The following is a 15,326-nucleotide window of genomic DNA, read 5'->3' as shown; positions in this document are numbered from 1 at the left end:
CCGACACGTATCAGTGAGAGGCGGGGACATATGCTAAAGGCCATTGCGGCGGTCTTTTCGCGACGCTCGGGGGGCGTGACACTTGCACTGGCGATTGCGTCAGCGGCAATTACACCGGCTGCGATGGCAGCGGATAAAACCCCAATCGTACCTTTTGAAAAGTTTTATGCTGATCAGCGAGGTGACGGAAAGTTGCTGCGCTTTAATGCGTTTTCCGGGGAAATTCCGGGGAAACGAATCAAGGCGCTGTTGCGATCGGGTCAGGTTGTTGGTGACCGCATCCTTCTTTCCGAAGATGTCGCGGTCTATTTCCCGGATGGCTATATCGTCCAGTCACAAGCCCGGTTCAGCAAATATATCCCCAAACCCAATGTCGTCCCCGGCACTGTTGCCAGCCGGGATCATCTGTCGGAAAATCCGCGTTACGCGCTGGTGGAACGTTTTGACACGATCCTTGGCCGTGAATGCGCCCGCACAGAATATGCCAACGGCTTTGCCGCATTGCGGATCAAGTCGGACGGGGTGGTGTCGCTGGTTCTCGAAACATCGGGGCTTTATGACCAGATCGTTGACGAACAGACCACGACCTATAGCGTGACCAGTGCCGTACAGCCGGTCTTTATCGGCAATCAGGGCCTGATGCCCGAACTGATGGCAAAATGCGGTCGCGGCTGATCATGCATTTGTCTGACTGAATGGCAAAAGGCACCGGGTTCCGGTGCCTTTTTATTTTGGCGACTCGCCATCGCAAATTTCGCAAAATCACCCGATCAGAACAGCCGGGGAATTTCGATGGCCGGGCAACGGTTCATCACGGCAACCATGCCATGATCGATTGCCCTGGACGCCGCATCGGGGTTCAGCACGCCAAGCTGCATCCAGACCGACTTGGCCTTGATTGCGATGGCTTCATCCACGACACCAGCGGCATCGTCACTATTGCGGAAGATATCGACCATATCGACCGGTTCGGAAATGTCGGCAAGGGTGGCGACCACCGTCTGACCGTGAATTTCCCCGCCTGCCTGACCGGGATTGACCGGGATCACGTGATATCCGCGATCAAGCAGGAATTTCATCACCCGGTTTGACGGGCGATCAGGCTTGGGACTGGCGCCGACAAGGGCGATTGTTCTGGTCGTTTCCAGAAGCGATTTAAGGGCGGCATCATCCGGGTTTTCGAACTGGGGCATTTTGTTCAATCCATCAATTGTTCTTGGTTGATAGTTATATGATCGGCGATCCTGTGCAACTGTTTGGCGCGGGTCACGGGTTGAAAGGCGGGCTCGCGGAAAGTTGATGGCGAGTTTAAATGACGCGGTACATCAAATGCGCTTTGAGTAGGTCATGGCAGTTTCCGGCTTTCCCGGGATGCCGTGTTTGAATTTGGCGCGCGCTTGCGTGCGCTACAACACCATAGGCTTGACTGCATGTATCCATGGCTTGATCCGTCCGGACGGTTTTCCTTTTTCAAACTGGTGGTCTTTGTCGCGCTGCTTGTGCCCGGTGTGGCTTTGCTGTGGCCGGTGATTGCACAGGGCGGGGCGACGATCCCGGTCAAGGAAGCCATCCTGCAAAGTGGCGACTGGACGATCAGGATCCTTTTGATATCGCTTTTGATTACGCCATTGCGCCGGATTACCCGATTTTCAAAGCTGGTGCAGGTGCGCCGCCAGGTTGGTGTTGCGGCCTTTTGTTACGGGATGGTTCATCTTGGGCTTTATGCCATCAGTCAGAACCTTGATCTTGGGAGGATCGCAAGCGAGATCGTCCTTCGGATTTATCTGACGATCGGGTTTGTCGCCCTGATCGGGCTTGCGATCCTTGCCGCGACCTCGACCAAGGCGGCAATGCGCCGGCTTGGTGCGAAATGGGCGCGCCTGCACAAACTGGTTTATCCGATTGCGGTTCTGGGGGCACTGCATTTCTTTACGCAGTCGAAGGTCGATGTCAGCGAAGCCACCCTGATGGCCGGGTTGTTCGTGGCCCTGATGCTGTATCGGTTTGCGCATTGGCGGGGCTGGTCATTGCGGTCGGCGGTGACGCTTGTTGTGATTGCGGTGATCGCAGGCCTTGCGACAGCGGGCATTGAATATGGCTGGTACGCGCTGGCGACCGGTATTCCGGCCGGGCGCGTGGTGGCGGCCAATCTTGAATGGATGTGGCCATTGCGCCCGGCATGGAATGTGTTGCTGGCCGGTCTTGTGATGGTGGTGATTTACCCGTTTGGCCGCGATGGTGCGGGACGGGCGATGTTATCGGCGCTGATTGGTGCCGGTTCTAGACCGCAGCACTCGCGCGGCGGGTAAGGGCAGTCAGCAAGCCCGCACCAATCATCACCCCGCCACCAACCCGGGTCAGACGACGCATGGCATCAGGATGGCGGAACCGTTCACGCAGGGCGGCGGCCATCACCGCCCAGATCGCAACATTGATCGCAGCCAGAATGACAAAGGTTGCGGTCATGACGACGAATTGCGGCAAAACCGGGCTTCCGGCCGTGATGAATTGCGGCACAAAGGCAATGAAGAACACGATGCCCTTGGGATTAAGGGCGGTGACCACATAGGCCTGAAGGAACATGCGTGACGGGCGGTTGCGTTTGGCATCCGGGTTGTCCTGCAACGCACCGGGATTATCGCGCCACATCTTGATGCCCAGATAGACCAGATAGGCAGCGCCGCAGAATTTCAGGATGGTAAAGGCCTCGGCCGAGGTGGCAAGAAGCGCACCGGCCCCGGCCAGCGAAATGGTCATTGCAGTCAGATCGCCCAGGGCAACGCCGGGAACAGTCGCCCAGGCGGTTTGCCGTCCCTTGCTCAGGGCGTAGCTGACCACCAGCATGATGGTCGGGCCGGGAATGATCAGAATGACGGTGCAGGCAACGACAAAGGCAAGCCACATTTCAAACGGCATCGGAGTTACTCCATCAGGGCGTGACAGGTCGCCACCATCGCAGGACCAATGCCGGGCAAACGCAACAGGGCACCCGGGCAGAACCGCGATGGCAGCAGATATATGAGCAAACGCAGAGTTCAGATGCGAATGCAACCCTTCAATCCGTCATCAGGCGGTCATTCATGACGCCATGTCGGGTGGCGCTTTTCAACGAAGGCGCCGATGCCTTCGCGGGCGTCGTGTTTTTGCATGTTGGCGGTCATGACATCGGATGCATAGGCATATGCATCGGGCAGGGGCATTTCGATCTGTTTGTAAAATGCCTGTTTGCCAAGGCGCACGGTCATGCCGGATCTTGCGGCAATGCCCGCGGCAAGATCATCTGTTGCCGTTTCAAGATCATCATCATCAACCACGTCCGATACAAGCCCCATCGCAAAGGCGGTGTCGGCCGGCACCGGATCGCCGGTCAGCAGCATGCGCATGGCGTGCTTGCGCGCGATATTGCGGCTCAGAGCGACCATCGGGGTCGAACAGAACAGGCCGATATTGACCCCGGGTGTGGCAAATTTGGCCGAACGGGCGGCAACGGCAAGATCGCAGCTTGCCACCAGCTGACAGCCAGCCGCGGTTGCCATGCCGCGGACACGGGCAATGACCGGCTGGGGCAGGGTGACGATCCGCATCATCAGGCGACTGCACTGGGCAAACAGGCTGGCATGTTGATCACAGTCGGTGATGCCGCCCATTTCCTTAAGATCGTGACCGGCACAAAAAACCGGCCCATCGGCGGCAAGAATAACGCACCGGATATCGGGGTTTTGGGCGATGTCGTCAAAGGCATCCTGAAGGGCGGACATCATTGCCGCTGACAGGGCGTTGCGCCGGGCGGGGTTGGACAGGACAAGGGTGACATAACCGTCGTGATCATGGCGGGTCACCAGCGGGGATGACGGGGTGGCGGTGGTCATGGTGTTCCTCCTTGATGCGTGTGCGTGGCATCGTTTTTGATTTTCTTCTACTTGTGATCGTAGTAGAATTGCACGCATCGGGTCATCAATAAAACCGTTTACAAGCATCGGGATATTCGATGTTTGAAGAATAAACCGAACGGTGAAAAACGCATGGTTGTGGATGAGTGACAGTCAAACGCGGCGTCCTGGTCGGGCGCCGAACCGGTTTGTTTCAGCGCGTAAATGGCAGGAAACGATAAAGTCGCAAAAGCCTGTCCGGGAAACGCCGATCAAACGGTTTGATCGCAAGGACGTAATGGAGCGCGATCTTGAACGGTATCGCGCCGAAGCGCGTGCGCGGTTGCTTCGCAACGGTTTTGACATCCCGCCCTTTTTGATGCCCAAGCCCAAAATCATCGATGATGACAGCGAAACCCCCGATCCCGAAACGGTCGAGGTCACGGAAACCCGTCCGCCCGCGATGCTGGGGCCTAAGCCGTCCCCGATGGTCAGCGACAAACAGATCGCCGCAGCCAGTGCCGCCAGTGCGGAGCGCGCACAAAATGCGACACGGCCCAAGCCCAGCCGCCATGTTCATGTGCAGAACGCCGCATCCGGTGCCGCAGCATTGCATGGAAACCCGGCCGCCCAGGCCAGCCACGAAGCCGCCCAGGCCGCCGCATTCGCCGAAGAAAAGACGGCATATGACGAATATGTCGCAAGCCTGAATGGCGGGGCGACATTGCTTGATCGGGTGCGACAGACAGACGATGGCGACGCATCATCGGGCAATGACATTCAGGGACGTGTTGATGACTTCAAGGAAAAGGAAGTCCGGCAGTCACGCATTGATTTGCCCGATAACACGGCCAACTGGGCTGCGCGCGGAGAAATGGACCGCAAGCGTCTGGAAATCCTTGAAAAACAGGAAAAGGCCAAGGCAAAAGCCGCGCGGTCAAAACGCAAGGCACGCGACCCCATCACCTGGGATAAGTTTCTGCCACGTGCCGCGGCCTATATGATTGCAGCGGTTGCCATCGGCTATGTGCTTGTTCTGACGGTCAGCGAGTTTTCGGCAATTTTGGGGAAATAGTCGGCTATTGTCGAACTGTTGCCGTAATCCCCATATAAGTATCAGGATAATCAGACGGTTCCGGCCCACTGGTTTTGCCCATCGGTTTGCCCCACAGGTTGTGTGCAGGCAAGCCGGTTGCGGATAACAAAACCATACACCTGAAAGTCGGGGATCGGCCGGTGATATGCTGTTTGGGGCATGCTGTTTGGGGACAGCATCCGGATAACTGTCAGCCTTTGAAAAGGCAAAGCATCGGGACAGACGCGACAGACCATCAATGAGGGGGCCGTCATTTTCGTGATGCACAGCATCGCAGCATGAAAATGACCGGAATTTTCGACATACCCTTGTTGCAGGAGGCAGCGAGTGACGCTGTGAAATCGCCATGATGCGTGACGAAACCGGTCAGGAAGACCGCCGCCCTGTCTATCTTCCGGAAAACCGCCATCATTGGGCATCCAATGATGAGGTCGACAAACCTGTTGTGGATTTGTCGCGCGGGCCCGTCCGGGCAAGGTTCAAACATAAAGCAGCCTCGCAACCGCCGATGTCATCGGGTGAATGGATGCGACGCAAATTGCCGCATATCGGCGCGACGGCGATTGTCGCCATTGTTATCGGGGGTGTGGTTCTGGCCACATTTACCGATCTGGCATCGATCGTTTTGCGGTAATCGTGAACCCGTACCTGTACCGTGATATGGCCGGGTGCGAACCGGCTTTGCTGCGGGCGCGCCATTGTTGCCTGATCCAGGGACGTCAATAAACAGATGGCGACAAACACACGGTGACAAAATCGACCACGGCAAACAGTCCGCATCCAATGGTGGGGAAGGGATGCAGAAACCGTAAAATATTGACGTTAACGTAAACGTTATGTCAGGCTGTCGATCTGGATCAATAATGCCAAAGCAAAACAGGCAATCTGGGGAGGTCTGCTGTCATGAACAATTCGCACGCCCGCACCGGGATCACCCCGGCCGATTTTGATGCCATCATGCGCGAAAAGGTGCCGTTTGTCGGCGATATGGGCGTTATCACCGAAAGTCTTGAAAATGACACGGCGGTCCTGCGGTTGCCGTTCAGGGAACGCTATTTGCGGCCCGGCAATGTGGTAACGGGCCCGGCGATTTTTGCCCTGGCCGATATTGCGCTTTATGCGGTGGCCTGGCTTGTGGTGCCCAAGGCGGATCTGGCTGTAACGACCGAGGCGACGGTACATTTCCTGTCGGGGGCGAAGCCGGGCGACCTGATTGCCGAGGCCAGGATCCTTAAGGCGGGTAGGCGGCTTTTGATTGCGGAATGCCATATTCGATCAGACGTTGATAACGGTCTTTGTGCGCATGTGATCGGGACATATGCCATGCCGCCGGCGGAAAAATAGCGCGAAATCGTGTGGTAAAATAATACCTCTTTACGTAACTCATTGATTTACAATGAAATATTCCTGTTGTTTTCCTGTTGAATGCTGGCATAATGCGCCGACTTTCAACGAGGGAAGATTCCCTCCGTGAAACCCAGTTTTCGAGTATTGAAATAATGAAAACCTTCACTGCGACACCGAGCGACATCGAGCGCAAATGGTTCGTGGTCGACGCTGAAGACGTCGTCCTTGGCCGCCTTGCTGCTGTTGTTGCCAACCGTCTTCGTGGTAAACACAAAGCTATGTTTACCCCGCACATGGACTGTGGCGATCACATCGTCATCGTCAATGCCGAAAAAGTCAAACTGACCGGCCGTAAACTTCAGAACAAGAAGTTCTACTGGCACACCGGTTACCCGGGCGGCATCAAAGAACGCACCATGGACAAGCTCCTGAATGGTGAGCACCCGGAACGTGTGATCATCAAAGCTGTTGAGCGTATGATGTCCCGTGGTCCGCTGCGCAGCCAGGTTCTTTCCAAACTGCACGTCTATGCTGGTACCGAGCACCCGCATGAAGCTCAGAAGCCGGAAGTCCTCGACGTTGCGGCTATGAACGAAAAGAACAAGCGGAGTGGCAAATAATGGCCGACACCAAAACTCTTGAAGATCTCAAGGATCTGGCACAGGGCGGCGAAACCGCAGCTGCTGCTGAAGGCACCCTGCCGGAACCGAAGATCGACGCACAGGGCCGTTCCTATGCAACCGGTCGTCGTAAAAACGCAATTGCACGTGTCTGGATCAAGCCGGGCTCGGGTAAAGTCACCGTCAATGGCCGCGAGTTCGAAGACTACTTCGCACGTCCGGTTCTGCGCATGGTCATCAACCAGCCGTTCGGCGTAACCGATCGCAAAGATCAGTTCGACGTCGTTTGCACCGTATCTGGTGGCGGTCTGTCTGGTCAGGCAGGTGCGGTTCGTCACGGTATCTCCCGTGCACTGACCCTGTTCGAGCCGGCACTGCGTGGTTCGCTCAAAGCTGGCGGGTTCCTTACCCGTGACTCGCGTGCAGTCGAACGTAAAAAATACGGTCGCGCCAAAGCACGTCGTAGCTTCCAGTTCTCGAAACGTTAATACGTTTCCAGACATCTGGTACGATACAGTATTGGAAAAGCGTCACTTTCGAGTGGCGCTTTTTCTTTTGCGGGGCAGGGTGCCGATGCGATTGGCTCTCCAGAACCGGCACAAAAAAGAAAACGGCGCTCTTTCCAAGGAAAGGCGCCGTTTTCTTATCGGTGGATGGTGGGGGTGCTTGGTGCGTGCCCCAACAATCTTGTGCGTTACTGCCAGCGGTCCGAGAAATCGCGCGGGACCATCAGGATGTCACGATCAACCGTGTTGATGTCGGTGTGACCACAGAATGCCATCGAAACTTCAAGTTCCTTATGGATCAGTTCAAGCGCCTTGGTGACACCTGCTTCGCCCATGGCCCCAAGGCCATAAACATAGGCGCGCCCGATATAGGTGCCTTTGGCACCAAGGGCCAATGCCTTGAGCACGTCCTGACCGGAACGGATACCACTATCAAGGTGAACCTCGATCTTGTCGCCGACCGCATCCATGATTTGCGGCAAGGCGCGGATCGAAGACAGCGCCCCGTCAAGCTGACGCCCGCCATGGTTTGAAACGATAATGGCGTCGGCACCGACATTCAGGGCTTCGACCGCGTCACGCGGGTCAATGATCCCCTTGATGATCAGCGGGCCATCCCACATTTTGCGGAATTCGCGAATACGATCCCAATCAAGGGAATCATCAAATGCCTGGGCCGTCCAGTCGCCGAGCGACGACGGATCAGCAACGCCCTTGGCGTGACCAACAATATTGCCAAAGAAACGGCGCTTGGTGCCAAGCATGCCAAGACCCCATTGGACCTTGGTCATCATGTCGGCGACCGATTTGATGGTCAGCTTGGGCGGAGCAGACAGGCCGTTTTTCAAATCCTTGTGACGCTGACCCAGCATCTGAAGATCGACCGTGATGACGGCGGCCGAACATTTTGCGGCCTTGGCGCGGTCAAACAGGCGCTGCATGAAGTCATCATCTTTGAGCGTATAAACCTGCAGCCAGAACGGCTTGGATGTGTTTTCGGCCACATCCTCGATCGAACAGATCGACATGGTCGACAAGGTATAGGGTACGCCGAATTTTTCGGCCGCACGGGCAGCCTTGATTTCGCCATCAGCACACTGCATCCCGGTCAGTCCGACAGGGGCAAGGGCGACCGGCATGGAGACGTCCTGACCGATCATCTGGCTTTTGGTGGTGCGGCCCGACATGTCGATTGCGACGCGCTGACGCAGGTGGATATCCTGAAAATCGGTGGTGTTTTCGCGGAATGTCTGCTCGGTCCAGCTTCCGGATTCTGCGTAATCGTAAAACATGCGCGGGGTGCGCCGTTTATAGATACGTTTAAGGTCATCGACGCAGGTAATCACTGGCATGAGTTCAACTCCGAATAAGGTGCGCGTGGTAATGGTAATACCACTTTCCCAAGTTATCGCAAACCGAATTGAAAAACAGCCCCTTACTGACCATTTCCACATGCCGGAAACAGTGCGATGCGATCACGGGAAAAGAATTTTAAAAAGAAGGGTCGGAAATTGCGAAGTTTGTGATAAGAACAAGTTCCGGAACGATAATTTCCGATTTGCAAAGGATCACAAAATGGTTGGGAACATGCGACGAATTTTCAAAACATAGCTTTTTGAAACTCTGTTGGACATCCTTGCTGTTTGTGAAGGGCCGCTAATAGAGCGGTCTTTTTTTATGCCAATTCGAAATCCTGAAAATCCCAGTTAACCCCCAAAGAAAGGGACCACCGATATGCAGTACAGAAAGCTGCACGACGCCGATCTTGATGCCGCAACCGCATTTCTTGCCGACCATGCTGCGACCAGCATGATCCTGCGCGGGAACCTGCGAACTGCCGGTATCGAGCGACGCCGTCATCCGCTTTCTGGAAGCTGGTTCGGTGCTGTGGCAAATGATGGCGCGATCCGGGCCATCATTGCGCAGTTCGGCAATGGCAATGTCTTTGTCCAGGCAGCGGATAACCAAACGGTTCCGACCGAACTGACCGAAGCCTTTCTTGCCGACCCGTTGCGGCCCGTAGCCGGGGTATTCGGCGAGGCCGATCAGGCGGCGGATATGCTGGGCCAGCTTGGTCTTGCGGGCAGTGAATTTGCAATCAATGCATCGGATATTCTGTATGGGCTGGATCTTGCCAATCTGGTGGTGCCGGTCAATGCGCGGGCGGATGACTTTCAGATGGTTGATGCCGAAAAGGTTGAACGCAGCACGTTGCTAAGCTGGCTGCGGGCCTATGAGATCGAGGCATTGGGGGCCGAAGACACCCCGGTTCTTGACAGCAAGGTCGCATCGCGACTGGTGCAGTCCCTTGATGCGCGCAATCTGTGGGCATTGATTGTTGAAGGACAGGCGGTAAGCCTTTCGGGCTTTAACGCCCAACTGCCCGACATGGTACAGGTCGGCCCGGTCTGGACACCGCCGGAATACCGGTCAAACGGCTATGCCCGGATACTGGTTGCCAAAACACTTCTAGCCGCACGGGCACGCGGGGTAACCCGCGCCATCCTGTCCACAGACAGCGAAGCTGCGGCAAAGGCCTATGAGGCTCTTGGTTTTGAGAAAATCGGGCGCTACCGCTTGGCGCTTTTGAAAAGCCCGATGCAGCTTGGTAAAATGTCCGCTGCATAGCTCAAAGAAGCCTGCATATCGCAATGACAATGCCCGATTTGACCATCGAATATGTGCCTGCCGTCCGGTATGATCGGGGGCAGGCATTTTTCCATCCGGTGCTGCATGGGCATGTCGCACAATGGTTAAGCTTGCATAAAGGGTGCGCGGCGATAATGGCCGGCAAAGGGTACTTGTGAAAAGCGGCTGTGTTGCTGCTGATTGTTGTTAGAGGAAGGTTCATGACGAATTACTTCGTGATCACCGCCGGTCGAACAGGCTCGGCCTGGTTGGCTGATTTTCTGTCGGCGAACCTCAAGATCGAGGCGATACACGAACCGCTTGGTATCGAGGATTTCGGCACCCGGATGCCCGACATCCGAACCATGCGGACCTATAACAACCATGGAAATACCCGCTTTGTGCAGGAATTCTGGGAGCGGAAATTTAAAACCATTCCCGATGGAACCTATGCCGAAACCAACCATACCCTTTGCAAGTGCGGTTTGGTCGAAAACGTGATTTCGAATGGTCGGGCGGATTTCACGACGCTGATTGTTTTAAAAAGAAACATCGTCAAACAATGCGTCAGTTATCTGGTTCGTAATGATTTCGGGAATATTACGCTTGCCTGGCAGTGGTACTTGCATCCGTCCTATTCGCGAAAAATCATCAATGCTGATGCATTTTCGCAATTCGGGCCGTTGGGCATGCCGCTTTGGTATTGCTATGAAATGGCCACGCGGCAAGAATATTACCGCCAAAAATATGCCGATCAGATCAAGATGGTCGATGTGTCACTTGACGAGGCGGTCCATGAAGAAGGGGCGAAGGCCTTTTTGACTGACCTCGGTATTGATGGCGCGTGCGTGATGCCACCCAAAAAGAATGCAAACAAGGCACAGCCGAGCCAGGAACTTGTTCAGCAGGTTACGACAATCGTTGAAAAAATCACATTTGACCCGGCCAAGGTCGCAGGGGATGCCATCAAGGCCGGGTTTACGTTTGAGCCCTGAGTAGTGGGCGCGTCTGATTAAATCGCCTTGCAAGCGGTAGATCACGGGCGGGGTTCCGAGTATCGGGTAAATATGAACCGGATTGATGTCTGTTGTGATCCAAAAACAGTTATCGCATTTGATGTCAGGTTTTTGGCGCCAAACCGTCGCGATGGTTTTGGCTGTTGCGGTCATGTCGGCATGTTTGGTGATATCAGCACAGGCTCAGGACCTGGCGCAGGTGTTATACCGGTTTGAAAACCGTGCTTTGACACTTGGCCGGTATGGGTCGGTGGCGACGTTTCAGCAGCGGTTGTTTGCCCAGGCTGCCAATTGTGCGGGAAAGCCTGCCAGCAGTTATGGCAAGGCGGACGGGATTGTCGGGGCAAAGACCCGACAGGCGATTATTGATCTGCAACCATGTCTGAATTCGGCGGTGCGTGCCGCGGTCGGGGCGGAAAGTTACGGGGCGATAACCACCGGGCTTTGGCGGCTTTTGATGCCGTCGCAAATAGCGCCGCCGGACGCGATCGAACGGGCCAATCATCTGACATTCGCACTGGAAGGCACGGATTACGACGTGATCCAGTTCAATTTCTGTCAGTCACCCAATCCGCGCAGCGGCAAGCGGTTTCTTGAAGGGGATCCATATTGCTTTACCAATGATCCGCGCGCCTATCTGACCTGGGGGCCGCGCGGGGCAACTGCCGGCGCCGGGGCTGAAATCCAGCAGATTCTGTTTGCCGCCGAACGGGCCAATCCCGGCTTGTTGCGCGATGTGTTTGGTCCCTTTACCGAGGATATGCACAGACTGGCGCTTGGCAATAATGATGCGGCGTTTGATGTGCTATGTGCGATCTGGGTCAATGATCGTGAGCGGGCCGATTTTACCCGGCGTTTTGCCGCCTATGGGGCGCGGCCCGAAGTGCAGGCGGCCTATCATCGGGTGTATGATGCGGCCAATGCCGATGGCGGGAAAATAGCGCGATTTTTCAAATTGTATAAATCAATAAAACCGGTGATAAAGCGCGATCCGACCGAGATTGATCTGGCCTTTTTCATCGACCGGGCAACCCATGGATCGGTACCGCCCGGTGATATCAGCAAGCTTGTCGATCAGATGACCAGGTTTGTGACCCGCACGCGCAATTTGCCAAGCCCCGGAAATCTGCGCAAACAGCTTGCAGCCTGGCTTCCGAGCCATCACAAATATAATGACCGACTGGCCCGTGATGCGATCTTTTTGGTCGATGATCCCGAGGTGGTTGTTTCGGATGCCCATCGACGGATGTGGTTGCAACGATCCGGATTGAAGGCCAGTGACTTTGGCCTTTCCGATCAGCGCTTTGTCACCGATTACCCGGTCGCAGCACCCAGCGGGTACGAGAAGATCGAGAAATTTTATACCGTTTTGCCGCAGGATAAACGCGCCTGTCCGTCAACAGTGCGCCGGGCGCGCAAGAAATAGGGCAGGGCCAAGCCCCCCATGCCAAAGCCCCTAATGTCAAACCCCTCATGTCAAAACTGCATGGGAATATTGCGGTTTCTCAGGGATATTTGTCGCCTAATTGCTTGCATCTGATGGGCTTGTTTGCCAACATCCGCACGTTATCAATACCTGCGCATTTGCAGGCACGCCTTTAGGAGCAAGATTTAAATGAGTGACGTGTCGGTTGACCAGAAGGTCAAAGTCGGAATTCTCGGTGCCAGTGGCTATACCGGGGCAGAGCTGGTTCGCATTCTTGCGCATCACGATGCCGCGGAAATTACCCTGTTGACCGCAGACCGACGCGCCGGCCGTCCGTTCGGGGAAGTTTTCCCGCATCTTGCCCATATCAAATTGCCGACCATGATTTCGATTGCCGAAGCAGACTGGTCGACTGTCGATATGATTTTCTGTGCATTGCCCCATGGCACGACACAGGAAGTCATCGCCGGTCTTCCGGAACATGTGAAGGTGGTCGATCTTTCGGCTGATTTCCGTCTGTTTGATCCGGCGACCTACAAGGAATGGTATGGCGCGGAACATGCCGCACAGGATTTGCAGAAAGAGGTGGTCTATGGCCTGACCGAACTGCACCGCGACAAGATCAAAAAGGCGCGTGTGGTTGCCAATCCGGGGTGCTATCCGACCCCGGTGCAATTGGCACTGACGCCGCTTCTTGAAGGCAAGATGGTGCATGCTGATGACATCATCATTGATGCCAAATCCGGTGTGACCGGTGCCGGTCGTTCGCCAAAGGAAGGCACCCTTTATGCCGAGGTGACCGAAGGCATTCATGCCTATGGCACCGGCGGGCATCGCCATGCGCCGGAAATCGAGCAGGGCCTGGCATGGGCATCGGGGCAGGATGTTGTGGTCAACTTTTCGCCGCATCTGATGCCGATGAGCCGCGGTATCCTTGAATCCATCTATGTCAAAATGACCGATGGCACCACGGCCGAAGACATTCAGGCCGCCCTTGAAAAGCGTTATGCCGACGAGCCGTTTGTCCGTGTTCTGCCGTTCGGTGTCACGCCGCAAACCCGCCATGTACGTGGTTCGAACTATGTCCTGATGGGTGTCGTCAAGGACCGTGTGCCAGGTCGTGTGATTATTGTTGCGGTCGAAGACAACCTGGTCAAAGGCGCATCGGGTCAGGCGGTGCAGAACATGAACGTGATGCTGGGTCTTCCGGAAACCATGGGGCTTGAGATCGAGCCGCTGTTCCCGTAAGCGACGGCTGGCCCGAGAGCTTTGAAATTGCAAAAGGCGCATCCATTCGGGTGCGCCTTTTTAGCTGTGTACGGTTACGGGCGCATGGCGCGTTCGAGGACCTTGAATATTTCGGGGTTCCGACATTGCGCGACGTTAAAGCGCATCAGATTGCCAGCCGATTGCGAAATGCTGAACACGTTGCCCGGTGCCAGAACCACACCATCGGCAAGGGCGTTGCGTGCCGTTTGTGCGGCATCGATCCCGTCGGGCAAAGCACACCACAGGAATATTCCCGCATCGGGTGTAATTACCGGGCGAATGCCACGGGATGCCAGTTGTTTTGCCGTGCTGGTCATTGCGTGCGACAGCCGGGTGCGCAATCCGTCCATATGCTTGCGATAGGTGCCGTCCTTCAAGACCAGATGGATCAGTTCGGGGGCAAGGTTGCTGCCGGAAAATCCGGTTGCGACCTTAAGATCGATCAGTTGGTCAATCCAGTCACTGCGACTGGCGATATAGCCACAGCGCAGGGATGCCGACAGGGTTTTTGAAAAGCTGCCGATATGAATGACACGGTCCATGCCGCCAAGGGCGGCCAGGCGCGGCGCGGGTGTGATTTCGAAATCCGCGAAAATGTCATCTTCGATGATGATCAGGTCGTGCTGGTCGGCAATGTTCAAAATCCGATGCGCAGTTTGCGGGGACAGGGACGCGCCGGTCGGATTATGAATGCCGGAATTGGTGATATAAAGGCGCGGTTTATGGTCGGAAACGACACGGGAAAAGGTATCAATATCAGGCCCAGTCGGGGTGAAGGGGACGCTTATGATATTGGCGCGATGGGCACGCAATAGCGCACAGAAATTGAAATAGCACGGATCATCAACCAGAACCGTGTCACCCGGTTCAATCAGAAAGCGGCACAGCATGTCGATTGCCTGGGTGCCGGATTCCGTCAGTAAAATCTGATCGGGGTCGGTCACGATGCCATACCCGGCCAACCGTCGGGACAGCAATTGCCGCAAGGGCGCAAGTCCAAGCGGGGTGCCATATTCAACCAGAACATCGTCAGAAGCCCGTGCAAGGGTGCGCAAGGCGCGCCGGATTGATGTTTCGGGCATCCAGTCCGCCGGCAACCAGCCGCAACCGGGTTTGAGCATGTCGGGTCTGGCATCAAGCGATTGTCGCGATACCCAGAACGGGTCAACCGCCCGGTCAAGTTTGGGGCCGATCCGCGCGATCGAAAGCGGGGCGGTGTGTCCCGAAACGTAAAACCCCGAACCGCGGCGCGACTGAATGGTGCCGTCGGCGACCAGGCGGTCATAGGCTTCGACCACGGTTGAATTGGAAACACCCATCTGACGCGCACAGGACCGGATAGAGGGCAACTTGTCCCCGGCAAGAAGATTGCGTGCCGAAATCCGGTCGCGAATGGATGCCATTACCTGTGAAACAAGCGTACCATCCTGCACGATTTCAGGCATGTGTGGCTGGGATTGAACGGTCACTGTATTGCCCTTGTATCCAGTACAGTTCGATTGTTTTGTACTGTATTGTGTCTGGCAAGTGCGACCAAGACAAGACAAAG

At 55.7% G+C, this 15,326-nt stretch carries 16 protein-coding genes; 11 read left to right on the top strand and 5 right to left on the bottom strand.

Annotated elements, in window-relative coordinates:
* The first annotated feature begins 30 nt into the window (after positions 1 to 30).
* Positions 31 to 675, top strand: coding sequence for a hypothetical protein (locus tag SIB88_RS14490; RefSeq protein ID WP_068519234.1), 645 nt, complete (start codon positions 31 to 33; stop codon positions 673 to 675).
* Positions 676 to 770: 95 nt separating this feature from the next.
* Here the strand turns inward: SIB88_RS14490 and SIB88_RS14485 are convergent, their stop codons facing one another.
* The gene (locus tag SIB88_RS14485; protein ID WP_101245999.1) at positions 771 to 1,193 is read right to left on the bottom strand and encodes a CoA-binding protein; all 423 of its coding nucleotides are present in this window, start codon (positions 1,191 to 1,193) and stop codon (positions 771 to 773) included.
* Between the two features lie 237 nt (positions 1,194 to 1,430).
* Here SIB88_RS14485 and SIB88_RS14480 point away from each other — a divergent pair, with 237 nt between their 5' ends.
* Positions 1,431 to 2,309: a sulfite oxidase heme-binding subunit YedZ gene (locus SIB88_RS14480; RefSeq protein ID WP_412558359.1), complete on the top strand. Its 879-nt coding sequence runs from the start codon at positions 1,431 to 1,433 to the stop codon at positions 2,307 to 2,309.
* On the opposite strand, the gene SIB88_RS14475 is transcribed toward SIB88_RS14480, so the two are convergent.
* Together SIB88_RS14475 and SIB88_RS14470 are read right to left on the bottom strand one after the other, a co-directional pair.
* Entirely contained in the window at positions 2,281 to 2,916 is a 636-nt protein-coding gene (locus SIB88_RS14475) for a LysE family translocator (protein WP_114112545.1), read from the bottom strand. The two genes, SIB88_RS14480 and SIB88_RS14475, sit on opposite strands and share 29 nt — an antisense overlap.
* A 158-nt stretch (positions 2,917 to 3,074) precedes the next feature.
* Complete coding sequence (locus SIB88_RS14470; protein ID WP_286888811.1) at positions 3,075 to 3,869, bottom strand: enoyl-CoA hydratase; 795 nt, start codon at positions 3,867 to 3,869, stop codon at positions 3,075 to 3,077.
* Between the two features lie 163 nt (positions 3,870 to 4,032).
* Here SIB88_RS14470 and SIB88_RS14465 point away from each other — a divergent pair, with 163 nt between their 5' ends.
* The 5 genes from SIB88_RS14465 to rpsI all read left to right on the top strand — a co-directional run bounded on the left by SIB88_RS14465 (position 4,033) and on the right by rpsI (position 7,420).
* Positions 4,033 to 4,944 (top strand): hypothetical protein, encoded by a 912-nt coding sequence (locus SIB88_RS14465; RefSeq protein ID WP_412558358.1) that lies wholly within the window; start codon positions 4,033 to 4,035, stop codon positions 4,942 to 4,944.
* Between the two features lie 367 nt (positions 4,945 to 5,311).
* Entirely contained in the window at positions 5,312 to 5,599 is a 288-nt protein-coding gene (locus tag SIB88_RS14460) for a hypothetical protein (RefSeq protein WP_068519240.1), read from the top strand.
* Positions 5,600 to 5,868: 269 nt separating this feature from the next.
* Positions 5,869 to 6,309: a PaaI family thioesterase gene (locus tag SIB88_RS14455; protein ID WP_412558357.1), complete on the top strand. Its 441-nt coding sequence runs from the start codon at positions 5,869 to 5,871 to the stop codon at positions 6,307 to 6,309.
* A 155-nt stretch (positions 6,310 to 6,464) separates the two neighbouring features.
* Positions 6,465 to 6,932: a 50S ribosomal protein L13 gene (gene rplM / locus SIB88_RS14450; RefSeq protein WP_008890948.1), complete on the top strand. Its 468-nt coding sequence runs from the start codon at positions 6,465 to 6,467 to the stop codon at positions 6,930 to 6,932.
* Entirely contained in the window at positions 6,929 to 7,420 is a 492-nt protein-coding gene (rpsI, locus tag SIB88_RS14445; RefSeq protein ID WP_101246004.1) for a 30S ribosomal protein S9, read from the top strand. The genes rplM and rpsI overlap by 4 nt, the downstream gene beginning before the upstream one ends.
* Before the next feature lie 206 nt (positions 7,421 to 7,626).
* On the opposite strand, the gene SIB88_RS14440 is transcribed toward rpsI, so the two are convergent.
* Positions 7,627 to 8,790: an alpha-hydroxy acid oxidase gene (locus SIB88_RS14440; RefSeq protein WP_101246005.1), complete on the bottom strand. Its 1,164-nt coding sequence runs from the start codon at positions 8,788 to 8,790 to the stop codon at positions 7,627 to 7,629.
* A 382-nt stretch (positions 8,791 to 9,172) separates the two neighbouring features.
* Between SIB88_RS14440 and SIB88_RS14435 the strand changes: the two genes are divergently transcribed.
* The 4 genes from SIB88_RS14435 (at position 9,173) to argC (ending at position 13,756) form a co-directional block, all read left to right on the top strand.
* Positions 9,173 to 10,066 (top strand): GNAT family N-acetyltransferase, encoded by an 894-nt coding sequence (locus SIB88_RS14435; RefSeq protein WP_412558356.1) that lies wholly within the window; start codon positions 9,173 to 9,175, stop codon positions 10,064 to 10,066.
* Positions 10,067 to 10,287: 221 nt separating this feature from the next.
* Positions 10,288 to 11,061, top strand: a complete 774-nt coding sequence (locus SIB88_RS14430) for a hypothetical protein (RefSeq protein ID WP_412558355.1) — start codon at positions 10,288 to 10,290, stop codon at positions 11,059 to 11,061.
* Between the two features lie 271 nt (positions 11,062 to 11,332).
* The gene (locus tag SIB88_RS14425; protein ID WP_412558354.1) at positions 11,333 to 12,508 is read left to right on the top strand and encodes a hypothetical protein; all 1,176 of its coding nucleotides are present in this window, start codon (positions 11,333 to 11,335) and stop codon (positions 12,506 to 12,508) included.
* 189 nt (positions 12,509 to 12,697) lie between these two features.
* Positions 12,698 to 13,756 (top strand): N-acetyl-gamma-glutamyl-phosphate reductase, encoded by a 1,059-nt coding sequence (gene argC, locus SIB88_RS14420; protein WP_068519246.1) that lies wholly within the window; start codon positions 12,698 to 12,700, stop codon positions 13,754 to 13,756.
* A 74-nt stretch (positions 13,757 to 13,830) separates the two neighbouring features.
* On the opposite strand, the gene SIB88_RS14415 is transcribed toward argC, so the two are convergent.
* Positions 13,831 to 15,246, bottom strand: coding sequence for a PLP-dependent aminotransferase family protein (locus SIB88_RS14415; RefSeq protein ID WP_412558353.1), 1,416 nt, complete (start codon positions 15,244 to 15,246; stop codon positions 13,831 to 13,833).
* Between the last annotated feature and the right edge of the window lie 80 nt (positions 15,247 to 15,326).

The organism is Thalassospira sp. MIT121401 (genome assembly GCF_047125595.1).
In the GTDB taxonomy this organism is placed as follows: domain Bacteria; phylum Pseudomonadota; class Alphaproteobacteria; order Rhodospirillales; family Thalassospiraceae; genus Thalassospira; species Thalassospira povalilytica.
The sequence above is the reverse complement of the archived record's forward strand: the minus strand, read 5'-3'. Positions and strand labels throughout refer to the sequence as shown.